A 14,901-nucleotide genomic window follows, 5' to 3' on the forward strand; every position below is an offset into this window, starting at 1 on the left:
TCACGTCCGCTTTGGCGCAAAGAGCGCCAGCAAGCGCTCGATTGAGAAAAGAATGGTGCAGGCGCTGGCGACGAACGGAATCGCGTAGCGAACGGCTTCGGGCAAGCCGAGAATCGGGATTTGGTCGCCGAAGGTCGTTATCGCCATTTCCTTCGTGCCGAAGCAAACCGCCAGCGAAAACGCAACAAGGCAAAGCTGCTGCAGCGCCTCGAGTGCGACGCGTGCGCGCGGCGGCAAGGCCTTGGCGAGCGAATCGAGGCCGATATGGCCGCCGTCGCGCACTTTGAGCGCCGCGCCCATGAACGCCACCATGAGCACCATGAGCAAGCCGATCGGTTCGACGTAGTCGGGGGCGCTATCGAAGACGTAGCGCATGACGACGCTGTACATGACGAGCGCGCACAGCACAGCCAGACAAATCGAGGCGAGCACCGTGATTAGAAGAGCGACGATGCCGCTCGGTCGCTTGATGAAGTTCATCGGTCGATCTCTCATACAAGAGAAGGCGGCCCCTTAGGTTCGTCTCGCGAGCAAGCCTGTTGGGGCGGCGATGCGCCTGCCGGCGCTGAAGCATTTGAGCGTGCGCGGGCGGCGCTTACTTCGTCGAGACGATCTCGTCGACGATCTGCTTCATCGCCGGCGTCTTCTCGTACTTGGCCCACACGGGCTGCATCGCTTTGACGAACGCAGCGCGATCGATTTGCGCAGCCGGCACGATCGTCACGCCGGCCTTTTTGACCGTTTGCACGCCGTCGGCCTCTTTCGCCACCCAAAGCTTCTCGTAATAGGGCACCGAATCGGCCGCGGCCTTGCGGATCGCCTGCTGCTCTTGGGGCGTCAACGTGTCCCAAATCTTCTTGGAAAACACCACGACTTCGGGCGTCATCGAATGCTGCGTCTCCGAGAAGACTGGCGCGACTTCGTAATGCTTCGTTTCGACGTACGAAGGAATGTTGTTCTCGGCCGCATCGACGAGACCCGTCTTCAGCCCCGTGTAGACCTCGGAGAACGGCATCGGCGTGGGCGTACCGCCCATCGCCTTGATCTCGTCGACCATCAGATCGGACGGCTGCACGCGCACCTTCACGCCCTTCATGTCGGCCGGCGAATGGATCGCCTTCTTGCCGTAGACCGATCGCGCGCCGCTCTCGTAGAACGTGAGCGCCACCATGCCCTTGGCTGCGAACGCGTCGAGAATCTTCTGGCCTACCGGGCCGTACATGACCTTGCGGAAATGATCGACGTCGCGGAACAGGAACGGCAACGACGGGATCATCGATTCGGGCACGATCTCGTTGAACGCCGCGGCGTTCGCGCGAACCATATCGATGGCGCCGATACGAACCTGATCGATCGTGTCGTTTTCGGAACCGAGCGCGCTGTTGCTGAATACCTTGACGCTGTCCTTACCGCCCGTGTCCTTCGAAATCTCCTCGCCCATGAACTTGAGCGCCATCGTGGTCGGGAACGTATCGCTATGCACGTCCGCAGTGCGGAACACGCGAGCCTGCGCCGTCCCGGCCACGAGTGCGAGACACGAGGCGGCTATCGCCGTCGCAACCGTGGAAAGGGCGAATTTGCGTTTCATCTTGTCATCTCCTCGAATATATGGATCGTCGCGCAGGTGCCCGCACCGTCCGCCTTCTTTACCGGGGCGAGGGCGGGGCCGCGACTGACATCTTTATTTCAATAGCCTATGTTGTCTTACAATGTACTAATTGTATTTACATGTTATGCGCTTGCGGCCTAGGACATACCCGGGGGGCGGATTCGCTTCGCCCACCGGGTCACCGGCCGGATCAGAACTGGTGGCTGATGCCGAGCGTCGCGCCGAACTGGCTACGCGTGGCCGCCGCCGATTGCTCGCCGATGCTCGCCGTCGCCGTTACCGCCTTGCCGCTCGTGCTCAGCGTCTGGCCGTTGGCGCGTTGATATGCCTCGAGCAGATAGATGCGCGTGCGCTTGGACAAGCTGTAGAGCTGCGTCAGGTTGACCTGTTGGTAGCTCGCCGCGTTTTGGATGCCGTTGGCCGTCGTGGCTCGCGTGTAGCTGTATCCGGCCGCGAGATCCCAGGCCGAGGCGGGACGGTAATGCAGCACGAGGCCGCCCGTGTTGAAGATCGCTTTGTCGGTAAAGCCGGAGCTGATGCCGGGCAGGTATTGGACGTTCGAATACGACGCAGACACATCCCATTGCGGGCTGAACTTGTAGCCGCCCGTGACCGCGAAGCGCTGCTGCGCCGCCGCGTTTTGATAGCCGTTCGTGACGCTGGAGGCGCCCTGCTCGCCCGTGCCGGAGTAGGCGGTCGAGCTCGCGTTCCACGCGCCGCCGTTGTTCGTCGCATTATTGAAGCGCACGAAGCCCACCGCGATACCGGCGGGTCCCATCAAATATTGCGCCGCCACGCTCCAGGTCGAGCCCGCATTGAAGCTTCCGGCGATGCCGCCGAGCGCGTACATACCGCTCACCTTGAGCCCGCCGAACGACGGCGACGTGTATACGAGTGCGTTGTTTACGCGATAGTCGGTGTCGAGCGCATCGAGGTCGCCCGGATGCGTGCCGAAGGCACCCGTCAGCCACGTCGTGGGGCTGTACGGAGAGAGCATCGTGTAATACGAAGTGTACTGACGGCCGGCCGTCAGCGTACCGAACTTCGCGTTATCGAGCCCCACCCACGAAGCTCGATTGAACGCAAGGCCGTTTTTGGCCATGGTGCCGTTGGTCGCGTTGAAGCCCTCTTCGAGCTTGAAGATCGCCTTCGTGCCGCCGCCCAAGTCCTCGCTGCCGGTCAGGCCGAAGCGCTCGCCGCCCCACACCCCTTCCAGCATTTTCACGACGGACTTGCCCCCCGAGGTCGCGCCGGTCGAGGGCGCTTGATTGCTCAGGTAGCCGATGCCCGTGTCGACGATACCGTACAGGGTGACGCTCGATTGCGCGAATGCGCCGCCGCTCGCGAGCACCGCCGCCGCGCCGGCGAGCGTGATCGTGACTTGTTTATAGTGCTTCATTATGTCTCCTGGTCTACGTAGGATTTATCGCGGCGCGCTTGCAATGCCGCTCGATTTCTCCTGGTCGCCGCACGGCGCCAGTCGCTGCTTTACCCGCCACGCATCGCTTGAAGCGGCCGGTACCATCTTGTCATTTAGGAATCCTAACGACATCATCCGGTACATCGCGTCGCCGGAACGCGCACGCCTGCCTCCCGCAGACGCACCCGCCCGTACCGCTTCGATGCGACGGACCCGTTCGACGCGTGCGCCGAACGGGCACATCTTCTAGTTAGTGAATCTCCGGCTCGCCGCCGCTGCCGCCGCCCGCACTTGCACCTTGCGCGCCTTCGCGTTGCAGGAAGTCGAAGTCGCAGCCTTTATCGGCTTGCATGACGTGGATCTGATGCATGGCGCCATAGCCGCGCGTGAACCGCGGCGCGGGCGGCACCCACGCCGCCTTGCGCCGCGCGAGCTCTTCGTCGCTAATGAGCACGTTCAGCTTGCGCGCCGGCACGTCGAGTTCGATCAGGTCGCCGTCGCGCACGAGCGCGAGCGGACCGCCGATGAACGACTCGGGCGCCACGTGCAGCACACATGCCCCGTAGCTCGTGCCGCTCATGCGCGCATCGGAAATGCGGACCATGTCGCGCACGCCCTTTTGCAACAGCTTCTTCGGAATCGGCAGTTGCCCCCATTCGGGCATGCCGGGCGCACCGACGGGCCCCGCATGCTGCAGCACGATGACCGACTGCTCGTCGATATCGAGGGCGTCGTCGTCGATCCGCGCCGCCATGTCGTTGTAGTCCTTGAAGACGACCGCGCGTCCCGTATGTACGTGCAGCTTCGGATCGGCGGCGCCCGGCTTGATCACGGCGCCGTCCGGCGCCAAGTTGCCGCGCAGCACAGCAAGCCCCGTATCGGGCATCACGGGCGCGTTCAAGCGGCGGATAACCTCGTCGTTGAAAATTTCGGCGTCGGCGATGTTCTCGCCGAGCGTCTTGCCGTTGACCGTGCGCTGCGTACCGTCGATGAGATCGCCCAGCTCCTTGAGCATCGCCCGCAAGCCGCCCGCGTAGTAGAAATCTTCCATCAGGTACTGACCGGTCGGACGGATGTTCGCGAGCACGGGCGTGCGGCGCGACAGATCGTCGTAGTGGCCGAGCGTCAGGGGAATCCCCGCGCGCCGAGCGAGCGCGATCATGTGCACGATGGCATTCGTCGAACCCGAGAGCGCGAGACAGGTCGTCACGGCGTTGTCTACCGACTTCCCGGTGATGATGTCCGAGGGCTTGAGGTCCTCCCACACCATGTCGACGATACGCATACCCGTTTTCGCGGCCATTTGGGCGTGGCGCGAATCGGCCGCGGGAATCGATGCGAAGCCGGGCAACGTGAAGCCGAGCGTTTCAGCCGCGCTAGTCATCGTCGAAGCCGTGCCCATCGTCATGCAGTGCCCCGGCGAGCGTGCGATGCCGCCCTCCACGCCCTTCCAATCGTCTTCGGTGATGTTCCCCGCGCGTAGGTCGGCCCAATACTTCCACGTATCGGAGCCCGAACCGAGCGTGCGGCCATTCCAATTGCCGTTGAGCATGGGACCCGCGGGCAGGAAGATCGCGGGTAAATCCATCGAGATCGCGCCCATCAAAAGCGCGGGCGTGGTCTTGTCGCATCCGCCCATCAGCACGACGCCGTCAGCCGGATACGAACGCAACGTCTCCTCGACTTCCATCGCGAGGAAGTTGCGATACAGCATCGTGGTCGGCTTTTGGAACGGCTCCGAAAGGGTCTGCACCGGCAACTCGATCGGAAATCCGCCCGCCTGCCAAATGCCGCGCTTGACTTCCTCCACGCGCACCTTGAAGTGCGTATGGCACGGGTTGATCTCGCTCCACGTGTTTAGGATCGCGATGACGGGTTTGCCGGCGTATTCCTCGCGGCTATAGCCCATTTGCGCGCTGCGCGAGCGGTGACCGAACGAACGCAGGTCGTTCACGCCGTACCAGCGATGGCTGCGCAGTTCCTCGGGTTTCTTTCTGTTCGTGCTCACTTCGTGCGACTCCGCAATACTCAATCAGTGAAAACGCCGGCCACCGCGCGCCGCCTCAACGGCGCGCAAGCTCGCCGTCGCGCAAGCGCCAAAGACCCAGCGGGTTCTCGTCGCGCAACGCCGCCGGCATCAGGGCCTGCGGCAGATCTTGATAGCAAACCGGGCGCAGGAAACGCTCGATCGCCATCGCGCCGACCGACGTCGTGCGCGCATCGGACGTCGCCGGAAACGGGCCGCCGTGCACCATCGCATGCGTTACCTCGACGCCGGTCGGAAAACCGTTCGCGAGAATGCGCCCCGCCTTGCGCTCGAGCGTCGGCAAGAGCCGCGCCGCGAGCGCATAGTCGGCCTCGTCGATGTGCAGCGTGGCCGTCAATTGACCTTCCAGATGCTCGGCCACGCGCAGCAGTTCCTCGGTGTCGCGGCATTGGACCACGAGCGACGCCGGCCCGAAAATTTCGTCTTGTAGCTGCGCATTGGCCAGAAACTCGGCCGCGGTGGTTCTGAAGAGCGCGCCGCGCCCGGCGCACTGCGCGTCGCTCGCGGCGCCCTCGGCCACGCGCGTCACGCCGGCCGTGTTCGCGCGGGCGTCGATGCCGCTGCGATAAGCCGTTGCTATCCCGGCCGTCAGCATCGTCTGCGCGCTCTTTTCCTGCAGCGCGCGGGCGGCCGTCGCGACGAATTCCTCCAACGCCGCGCCTTCGATCGCGACGACGAGGCCCGGATTCGTGCAGAACTGACCGACGCCGAGCGTGAGGGAGTCGGCGAAGCCGCGAGCCAGCGCATCGGTGCGCGCGGCGAGCGCCGCGGGTAGCACGAACATCGGGTTCACGCTGCTCATCTCGGCATAGACCGGAATGGGCTCGCGCCGCGACGCGGCCACGCGCATCAACGCAAGACCGCCCTGCCGCGAGCCCGTGAAGCCCACCGCCTTGATCGCCGGGTGTGCGACGAGCGCTTCACCAATCGCATTGCCAGCGCCGATCACGAGCGAGAACACGCCTTCGGGCAAGCCGAGATCCGCCACTGCCTTTTGAATGGCGCGGCCGACCAGTTCGGAGGTGCCCAAATGGGCGGGGTGTGCCTTCACGACCACGGGAGAACCGGCCGCCAAGGCCGACGCCGTGTCGCCGCCCGCGACCGAAAACGCGAGCGGAAAGTTACTGGCGCCGAATACAGCCACGGGGCCTAGCGCGATGCGTTGCGCGCGCAGATCGGGCCGCGGCGCCGGGACACGCTCGGGCATCGCCGAATCGAGCACCGCGCCGCACCAGCGCCCGTCGCGCACGAGCTGCGCGAACAACTTTAGCTGCCCCATCGTACGCGCACGCTCGCCTTCGAGCCGCGCCTTGGGCAGCGCCGATTCGGCATGCGCGCGCTCGATCAGCATCTCGCCGAGCGCGGCGATGTTCTCGGCGATGGCCTCGAGCAAGCGGGCGCGCGTCTCGATGGGCGCCGCCCGATAGGCGTCGGCCGCCGCAGCCGCCAAATCGCAGGCGCGCGCCACGTCGGCCACGCCGCCCATCCCGAAGGACGGCTCGATCTCGGCGTTGCGCGCCGGATCGAAGGCGCGCATCGAGCCTTGCATCCCTCTTACCGAGGACGCACCCAATAACATTTCGCCGGCAATACGCATCGTCGTTCGTCCTCAGGCTCCGTGTTCGGCACGCAAGGCCTGCTCGAATCGAAGCAACGCCTGCGCCGCCGCACGCACCGCATCGTGGTGCTGCTTCGGCGTCTCACTGAGCAGCGGCAGGATCGCGCCCATATCGGCCACGCCCGAGAACGTCACCGCGTCATGCAGCACGCGGATCAGCGAGATGTCGTCGCGCAACGTTTCGAGCGGCATGAACGCATCGTAGAGCCGCTGCGTATCAGCGGCGCGCGATTCGCGCACGGCACGCATGAGTTCGCATACGGCACGCGATGCGATACATCCCGAACCGGTGGTCCACGCGGCCAAACCGAAGTCGCGCAAATGAATGACCGCCGGACGTTCGCCCATGCCCGAGACGACGCGCGCGGGATTCACGCTCTGCAGCAATCGGCGCAGATACGGATCGTTCGAAGGATCGTCGCGTTCGATCGCGTACTTCACGGCGGCCAGCGTGCCGCGATCGACGAGCCGCGCGAGCGTGTCGACATCGACATACTGCTCGCTCTTCACATACAGCGTGAGCGGAATACCTGCCGTATCGGCGATTCGCGTCAAGCCCGCCTCCACGCCCTCAGGCGTCGCGAAATTCGCGAACGGCAGCACCATCGCCGTCCGGTAAGAGGTCTGCGCAAGGATGCGAGCTTGATCGAGCATCTTGCCGTAGTCCGCTCCGATGGACGGAATGACGCGCGTGCCGGGCGCCGCGCTCTCGGCGAGCATGTCGAGCAGCTCGCGATATTCGCTCACGGCGACGTGATAGAAGTTCGCGTTGCCGCCGTAGAGCAGCGTCGTAATACCGCCGGCTTCGATGTGACGAATCAGCTTTTGATTTTCGGCGACATCGATCGACAAATCGGCGCGGCGCGCTAGCGGCGGCACCGCCATCACGGACGAGGCGAATTCGCTCTCGACAAGTGGGGACACGTTCATGGGGCCTCGAAACGGGTGTTTTGATGACTGATAGGCCGGACGGTATCACCAGCAAAACCATCTTGTCAAACAACATAGAGACATCAGTGACGACTTCGATTGCCCTGGTCGTCGCGCGGTTTGCGTTGTCATGCCCGTCTACAGGACCTCCCAGGCCGCGCCGGCCGACACAATCGACCAACCTATCGTTTACGAGGTTTGACAACTTAAAATTTGCATAACGAAAATGCCATCCCTGGCTTATCGCCAGGCCGGTTCGGGCGCGCCGAGCGGCGCCCGAGTCGAGTTCAACTCATGGAGACTGAGATGGCAGAACAGAAACTGAGCTTGCGTGCATTCGCCGCCGCGGCCTGGGAGGTCCGCTCCCCCGGGCGTCGCGCCTTCCTGGCCCTTGCCGGCGCGACGGCGGGCGCCACGGTCCTAGCCGGCTTGCCCGGCTGCGGCGGCGGCTCGAACAGCGGCGGCGCCGCGTCAGGCTCGACGACGAGTTCCACGCCATCCGATCCGATCTGGGGACCGAGCGGCGCAGCCACGCAAATCGTCAATTCGTTGCAAGGCGTCGCGCAGTCGATGTTTCCCGCCGTCGATTTCAATGTCACGAGCTTCGGGGCGCAGCCAATTACGTCGCAGGTCACGACGGCCTCCGCATGGAGTACGGCCATCCCATGGCTCAATCAAAGCACGTCGCCGCAAAGTCCCGGCTCGGAATTGATGGTGTCGTCGAGCTTGACCGGGACGGCCTTCGACTCGTGCACGGCATTCAATAACGCGATCGTCGCAGCCAATGCGGCCGGCGGCGGCCGCGTGGTCGTGCCGGCCGGCAATTGGTATTGCGGCGGCCCGATCGTCTTGCTCAGCAACGTCAACTTCCATCTGAGCGAGGCGTGCACGATCTACTTCAGTCCCAACCCGGCCGATTACGCCAAGAACGGCCCCTATGCGACGGCCAACGGCAACCTGTATTGGACCCGCTGGCAAGGTAACGACTGCCTGAACTTCGGCTCGCCGGTCTACGCGTACAAGCAGAGCAATATCGCCCTGACCGGCGAAGGCAGCAGTTCGATCCTGAACGGGCAAGCGATGACGCCGATCGAGCCGAACGGGACGACGCCCGCATCGTGCTGGTGGACGTTCAAGGGCACGGCGGGGGCGTACGGCTGCGCGGGATCGTCCACCCCCTCGCAGAGCTATGCCAATCCGAACAACACGGCCCTGACGAGTCTGACGACGATCACCGCGTCCAACGCTGCGACGATCCTCCCGCTGCTCACGGCCTCGTCATGGTCGCAGGACCAAAACTACCTGCCCGCGCTTTCGGAATTGGGTGTTCCGGTGACCGCTCGCATCTTTGGCAACGGCCATTACCTTCGGCCATGCATGGTCGAATTCATCGGCTGCACGAACGTGTTGATGCAGGGCTATCACACGCAAAACACGCCGTTTTGGCAGCATCATCCGACCGATTGCACGAACGTCGTCATCCAAAACGTCTTCGCCGACAGCATCGGCCCGAACAACGACGGCTTCGATCCCGATGCGTGCAACAACGTACTCGCCGACTCCGTCACCTTCAATACGGGCGACGATTGCATCGCGATCAAATCGGGCAAAGCGCTCGATACCGAGTACGGTCCCGCGCAGAACCACGTGATTCAAAACTGCACGATGAACAGCGGTCACGGCGGCCTCACGCTCGGCAGCGAGATGAGCGCCGGGATCGAGAACATCTACGCGCGCAACCTCACCATGCTCAATCAGAACTGGGCGACCAATCCGCTGCAAATGGCGATCCGGATCAAGAGCAACATGAATCGCGGCGGCGTCGTGCGGAACGTCTACATCGACGGAGTCACGTTGCCGAACGGCATCGCCTTGACGGGCAAGGGCTACGGCTCGAGCAATATGATTCCCGGCAGCCCGATCAATACCTCGGTACCGGTGGGCGTGGCGACCGCGAGCGCGGGTAACCCGTCGGCGTCGCAAGGCGGACTCATTGCGTTCGATTGCGATTATTCGCCGAACGGCGATGCCGTTCGCTTGAGCCCGCCGGTGATACGCAACGTCAACATCAGCAACGTTACGGCGGGCAATGTCACGCTAGCGGGCAAGACCGGATCGTGCTTCCAGGCGATCGTCGCACAAGGCCCCGTCGCGGCGGACTACAACGGCCCTTCCCCCGCGCCCGCCGTCTCGCCGATCACCGGCATCACGATTTCGAACTGCAATCTCGGTACGCCGGTGTCGAACGGCACCGCGAGCGCGACGAACCCGGGGCCGATCTATATCTGGAACGTCAATGCGATCACATTGAGTAACGTCGTGATCGGTACGACGACCTATAACACGTCGCTCACGGGCTGAACGGACGCTCGCGGAGCGCGGGCGTCACTTCACGGTGAACGTGTAATGTCCTTGCGTTCGGTGGCCGTCGGCCGCCACGGCCACCCAAGAGACCGTGTAAAGACCGGGCGTCAGCGCGCGAAGCGCCACGCTCATGTGCTTCTTGTCGTTCGCATCGACGCTGGATGCGCCGTTCGTCGCATCCTTGCCGGCCGCATCGGTCACTTTCAACGAACTGAACGCGGGCTCCAGCGCGTCGTCGAATTCGATCGACACTTGGGCCGTGCCGGCCCCGACCGTGGCGCCGGCACCCGGCGTTTGCTGCTTCGGATGTGCGTGAGCGTAAGCCCACTGTGCGAATGCGACGAGCAGTGTGCAGACGCCGATGCGCGCGAACGGGAAAATCGAAGATGGCTTCATGAGAATGGGTCCCGAATTAGAACAGCGGTTTGCCCAGCGAACCGGGGAATATATCGTCGAAATAGAGATGCGCCTGTACGAGCACACCTGTGTGCGAACCGCTCGCGCGATTCACGGGTATCTGCGCTTCGATAGCGAACTGCCCATACCGATTCATCCAGATCAAGCCCGGGTTGATCGTACCGGTCGTCTGACCGGCGCAAACACCGGCCGTGCAGGTATTCATCGGAAACTCGACGATCGGTATCAAGTTCGAAATCGGTTCGGGCAAGTGCAAGTCTCTGACCTGCGACTGCAAGTACGGGATGCTGTACTGCAAGGAGACGCCCCAGCCCAATGAATTCGGCCCCGTGTCGGAGTTGGCCGTCGTAAGGTGCGGCCCCAGTTGCCCCGTGATCGCGAACGGACGCAGATAACCGAGCGATGCGGGCAAATCGCCAAACCCCTTCCCGAAATAGAGGTTGGGCGTGAACGTCGAATACCCGCTCGCAATCGATTTGGCGCCCGTGCCGCCCAGCTCCGCGACAAGGCCGACCGATGCCATGAACTCGTGTTTCGGGTTGACGTAGGCGAGGTACTTCAGACCGACCGCGGTGTTGTCGAACCCGCGCGCGGAACTGCCGTCGGGAGCGTTTTGATTGACGTACTGCCCGCCCACGCTGAAGGCCAGGTTCGATGTGATCAATTTGTCCCACTCGTAGGAGGCGGTATTGATATTGATCGGATCGCCGTCGTCGGTCGTGTTCTTGATATGGCCGAACTGAAAGTCGAATTCATCGCCGACGCCCGGGTCGTCGATCGTTAGGGTGACGGGAAAAGTGCGATCGCCCGCGACGGCGTGCGCCATCGCGGTCGAACTGCACGCGGCGAAGCCGGCGGCCGCGCATAGCGCGGCGTGCCGCTTCGCGAAACTGCAAAAGCGTTTCATGTCGGAGTCCCAATGGTGGCTCGATGCCGCGCGTCCATCACGCGCGCGCAGTCACACCGCGGTATTCGCGCACCGCGGGTTGGTCTTTGCTCGGAGGGGGCTCAAGAAACGAACGGAGGCGCGCGCGGCTGCGCGGCAAGGAAACGCTCGCAAACCTCAGGCTCGGCGAGGGCGACGGCAAGCGGCGCGGCGGCGGCGAGCGGTACGGGCAGAAACACCGGCATGAGGGCCGGCACCATCGGAAGATGGGAGAAGAACGCGCAATACCCGCAGGCCTGCCCATGACCCGATGCATCGTGCCCATGACTAGGCCGGTCCGAATCGCCGCCCACCGGCATCTGGGCGGCCGCGTGGTCCGGACACTGCGAGCCGGCAATGGTCTCGTGCTGAGCATGCTCGGCATGCTCGGCATGCTCGCGCGCCGCGAGCGTCTGCGAAATCGCGGGGGCGAGCACGGTCATCCAGATTGCAAGCAATCCGAGCAGGGCACCGAACCGGCGGAGGCGGCGATTGAGCATCAGAGGGCGCGAGGCGCGCGACGGGAAAGTTGGACCAAGGGCATCTCGACCGCCCGATTATCGGCGAGGCCCGCCGGCATGCGCAAGGCCGCCGCGGCAATCCGCTCGCGGCGAGTCAGCCGTAAGACAAGCCGCGACAGGGCGTACAATCGCGCCACTCCGATTCGACGCAACCATGGACCTCGAAAGCATCCTCTTCAAGCAAGGCTTCGGCTCGCGCCGCCAATGCCGCGCGTTGATCGCCGAAGGACGCGTCGCGCTCGGCGGCACTGTGTGCACCGACGCCGATGCCGACTTTTCCGTGGACGATCTCGCGTTCGAGGTGGACGGTACGTCGTGGCGCTACCGCGAGCGTGCCTATTTAATGCTGAACAAGCCGGCCGGTTATGAATGCTCGCGCGAACCGCAGCATCATTTGAGCGTGTTCAGCTTGCTGCCGGCGCAGTTGCCGACGCGCGGGGTGCAATGCGTCGGCCGGCTCGACGAAGACACGACAGGACTATTGCTGCTGTCCGACGACGGTCAATTCGTGCACGCCTATACATCGCCTAAGCGCAAAGTGCCGAAGACCTACCTGGCCACGACGCGGCACGAGCTAGACGATCGCCAGTTGCAAGCGCTGCGCGACGGCGTTCTGCTGCATGGAGAAAATGCGCCGATCGCTGCGGCGGCGGTAAGCATGCGCGGCGAGCGCCTGCTCGAAATCACCGTCAACGAGGGGAAGTACCACCAGGTCAAACGCATGATCGCAGCGGCGGGCAATCGCTGCGAAGCGCTGCATCGAGAACGGATCGGCTCGCTCGCGCTGCCGCCGGCGCTGGCGCCCGGCGCATGGCAATGGCTCGACGAAGCGGCGTTGCAAGCGCTGCGCGCCTGAGCTCGATGCTTGATTTCAGGGCGCGCGACGGCCGCGCAAAAAATCGTCGACGGTCGGATAGCGCAGCGCCACGCCCAACTCGCGCTTGAGCCGCGCATTCGATAAGCGCCGCGATTCGCGCATGAAGGAAAGCGTGGCCGGATCGAGCATCATTTGCGCCGCCTCGCGTGTCACGCGCGGCACGCGCGGTAAACCGAATGCGTCGGCCACGCGATCGAAATATTCACCCATCTTCATGACCGTATCGTCCGATGCGTGCACGACGCGCCCCGCGCGTCCGCGCATCGCCACGCGCAGCACGATCGCGGCGAGATCGTCGGCATGGATGTGATTCGTGTAGACGTCATCAGCGTCGACGAGTGCGGGCTTGCCTTGCACGATCCGTGCGAGCGGCAAGCGCTCGCGTGCGTAAATGCCGGGAATGCGCACGATGCTCGCCGCCATCACCCCGCGCGCGCTGGCTTGCCGAAAGCGCCGCTCTGCCGCCACACGCCGCTTCGCGCGCGCGTTCGCGGGCCGCACGGGACGCGTTTCGTCGATCAACGCGCCGGCGCAGTCGCCATACACTCCGGTGGTGCTGGCATAGACGACGCGTAAGCGCGCGCGGGGCCAAGCGGCCGAAAATGCCTCGGGTACAATACCGCCGTTAGTAAGCGTGCCGCCGCCGCGAGGTGCGAATTGGCCCGGGCCGGACGCCGGACACACCGCTCGGCGGTGCGTCCGTAAGCGCCCCACCGCCGCGCCGGCAGGCTGCTGAGCCGGACGGTGGCGCGTGCGCGAGCCGAGCGCCGCGATGAGGGCCCGCGTCCGCGGGTCGTCGTCGCCGTGCGCAGGCGGCGGTGCGAGGTGCAGTACGGTAGGTGCAAGCCCTACGAGTCGTCGCAGCGTTCGCGGCGCATCGAGGTTGCCGACGATGGGCGTCACGCCTTCGGCGCGCAATTGGTCGGCGCGCGCGGCACGCGTCGTGAGCGCGATGACGCGCGGGGGCGCCGGGCGAGCGAGCAGGCGGCGCGCGCAGCGCAGCCCGACATCGCCGCATCCGACGATGAGCACGCGGGGCCGGCGCAAGATTCGTGTAGCGTTCATGTGCGCGCATTGTAGCGGTCGGCCGTCGTGCGTGCTTCGAGCCCATTTTTTCGCCCTTTTTGTTTCCATCGAGCTATGGCATACAACGTGACCCTCCGGCAAAGCGGCCGGCAGTTTCAAGTAGAACCCGACGAACCCGTGCTGGTCGCCGCGCTGCGCCAAGGCGTGGGCGTCCCCTACGGCTGTAAGAACGGCGCATGCGGCTCGTGCAAGGGCGAGGTCGTCTCCGGCCAGATCGAACAGCGCTCGCATTCCTCCTCGGCATTGTCGAACGACGAGAAAACGCGCGGCTTGGCCCTCTTTTGCTGCGCGACGGCGCAATCGGACCTCGTCATCGACGTGCGCGAGATCGCGGGTGTCGGCGACGTCCAAGTCAAGAAGCTGCCGTGCCGCGTGAACGCGCTCGAACGGCGTGCCGACGACGTCATCGTGCTCAAGCTCCAATTGCCCGCGAACGAGCGGCTGCAATATCTTGCCGGCCAGTACATCGAGTTCATTCTGAAAGACGGCAAACGCCGTAGCTACTCGATGGCGAGCGCGCCGAACAACGAAGGCCCGATCGAGCTGCACATCCGCCACATGCCCGGCGGCATGTTCACCGATCACGTCTTCAATACGATGAAAGAGCGCGAAATCCTGCGCTTCGAGGGCCCGCTCGGCACGTTCTTCCTGCGCGAGGATTCCGACAAACCCATCGTTTTGTTGGCCTCGGGCACCGGCTTCGCGCCGATCAAGGCCATCGCCGAGCATGCGTTCTTCAAGAACATCGACCGCCCCATCACGCTTTATTGGGGCGCTCGCCGCAAGAAAGATCTGTACATGCTCGAACTCGCCGAAGGCTGGGCGAAAGATCACCCCAACTTCAAGTTCGTGCCGGTGCTCTCCGAGCCCGACGCGACCGACGGTTGGACGGGCCGTACCGGCTTCGTGCATCGGGCCGTGGTCGAAGACTTGCCCGACCTGTCGGGCTACCAGGTGTATGCCTGCGGCGCGCCCGTCATGGTGGAATCGGCCTTGCGCGACTTCACGGCGCATCATGGTCTGCCGGCCGAGGAGTTTTACGCCGATTCGTTCACGAGCGAAGCCGACCTCGTCAACGCGGTCTGAC

13 protein-coding genes are annotated in these 14,901 nt (G+C 64.2%); 3 read left to right on the top strand and 10 right to left on the bottom strand.

Going from position 1 to position 14,901, the window contains the following annotated elements:
- From DXT59_RS01725 to DXT59_RS01750, 6 genes are all read right to left on the bottom strand, one after another.
- Positions 1 to 480, bottom strand: coding sequence for a TRAP transporter small permease (locus DXT59_RS01725; RefSeq protein WP_116135220.1), 480 nt, complete (start codon positions 478 to 480; stop codon positions 1 to 3).
- A gap of 115 nt (positions 481 to 595) precedes the next feature.
- Entirely contained in the window at positions 596 to 1,588 is a 993-nt protein-coding gene (locus tag DXT59_RS01730; protein WP_116135221.1) for a TRAP transporter substrate-binding protein, read from the bottom strand.
- A 211-nt stretch (positions 1,589 to 1,799) separates the two neighbouring features.
- Positions 1,800 to 3,008, bottom strand: coding sequence for a porin (locus DXT59_RS01735; RefSeq protein WP_116135222.1), 1,209 nt, complete (start codon positions 3,006 to 3,008; stop codon positions 1,800 to 1,802).
- 271 nt (positions 3,009 to 3,279) lie between these two features.
- Positions 3,280 to 5,037 carry an L-arabinonate dehydratase gene (gene araD / locus DXT59_RS01740; protein WP_116135265.1) on the bottom strand — a complete coding sequence of 586 codons (1,758 nt, stop codon included), beginning with the start codon at positions 5,035 to 5,037 and terminating at the stop codon, positions 3,280 to 3,282.
- 55 nt (positions 5,038 to 5,092) lie between these two features.
- Positions 5,093 to 6,673, bottom strand: coding sequence for an aldehyde dehydrogenase (NADP(+)) (locus DXT59_RS01745; protein WP_116135223.1), 1,581 nt, complete (start codon positions 6,671 to 6,673; stop codon positions 5,093 to 5,095).
- Positions 6,674 to 6,685: 12 nt separating this feature from the next.
- A complete protein-coding gene (locus DXT59_RS01750) occupies positions 6,686 to 7,624 on the bottom strand; it encodes a dihydrodipicolinate synthase family protein (RefSeq protein ID WP_116135224.1) in 939 nt (312 codons plus the stop codon).
- Positions 7,625 to 7,930: 306 nt separating this feature from the next.
- Here DXT59_RS01750 and DXT59_RS01755 point away from each other — a divergent pair, with 306 nt between their 5' ends.
- Positions 7,931 to 9,985, top strand: a complete 2,055-nt coding sequence (locus DXT59_RS01755) for a glycoside hydrolase family 28 protein (RefSeq protein ID WP_116135225.1) — start codon at positions 7,931 to 7,933, stop codon at positions 9,983 to 9,985.
- Positions 9,986 to 10,009: 24 nt separating this feature from the next.
- Here the strand turns inward: DXT59_RS01755 and DXT59_RS01760 are convergent, their stop codons facing one another.
- The 3 genes from DXT59_RS01760 to DXT59_RS01770 form a co-directional block, all read right to left on the bottom strand.
- The gene (locus DXT59_RS01760) at positions 10,010 to 10,384 is read right to left on the bottom strand and encodes a copper resistance CopC family protein (RefSeq protein ID WP_116135226.1); all 375 of its coding nucleotides are present in this window, start codon (positions 10,382 to 10,384) and stop codon (positions 10,010 to 10,012) included.
- 16 nt (positions 10,385 to 10,400) lie between these two features.
- Positions 10,401 to 11,312 carry a hypothetical protein gene (locus tag DXT59_RS01765; RefSeq protein ID WP_116135227.1) on the bottom strand — a complete coding sequence of 304 codons (912 nt, stop codon included), beginning with the start codon at positions 11,310 to 11,312 and terminating at the stop codon, positions 10,401 to 10,403.
- Between the two features lie 101 nt (positions 11,313 to 11,413).
- The gene (locus DXT59_RS01770; protein WP_116135228.1) at positions 11,414 to 11,830 is read right to left on the bottom strand and encodes a DUF2946 domain-containing protein; all 417 of its coding nucleotides are present in this window, start codon (positions 11,828 to 11,830) and stop codon (positions 11,414 to 11,416) included.
- Between the two features lie 175 nt (positions 11,831 to 12,005).
- On the opposite strand from DXT59_RS01770, the gene DXT59_RS01775 reads away from it, so the two are divergent.
- Positions 12,006 to 12,707: a pseudouridine synthase gene (locus DXT59_RS01775; protein WP_116135229.1), complete on the top strand. Its 702-nt coding sequence runs from the start codon at positions 12,006 to 12,008 to the stop codon at positions 12,705 to 12,707.
- A gap of 15 nt (positions 12,708 to 12,722) precedes the next feature.
- Here the strand turns inward: DXT59_RS01775 and DXT59_RS01780 are convergent, their stop codons facing one another.
- Complete coding sequence (locus DXT59_RS01780; RefSeq protein ID WP_116135230.1) at positions 12,723 to 13,793, bottom strand: NAD-dependent epimerase/dehydratase family protein; 1,071 nt, start codon at positions 13,791 to 13,793, stop codon at positions 12,723 to 12,725.
- 75 nt (positions 13,794 to 13,868) lie between these two features.
- On the opposite strand from DXT59_RS01780, the gene DXT59_RS01785 reads away from it, so the two are divergent.
- Positions 13,869 to 14,900 (top strand): CDP-6-deoxy-delta-3,4-glucoseen reductase, encoded by a 1,032-nt coding sequence (locus DXT59_RS01785; RefSeq protein WP_116135231.1) that lies wholly within the window; start codon positions 13,869 to 13,871, stop codon positions 14,898 to 14,900.
- The last annotated feature ends 1 nt before the right edge of the window (position 14,901 follow it).

This window comes from Trinickia diaoshuihuensis, from assembly GCF_003390925.1.
Classification (GTDB): Bacteria; Pseudomonadota; Gammaproteobacteria; order Burkholderiales; family Burkholderiaceae; genus Trinickia; species Trinickia diaoshuihuensis.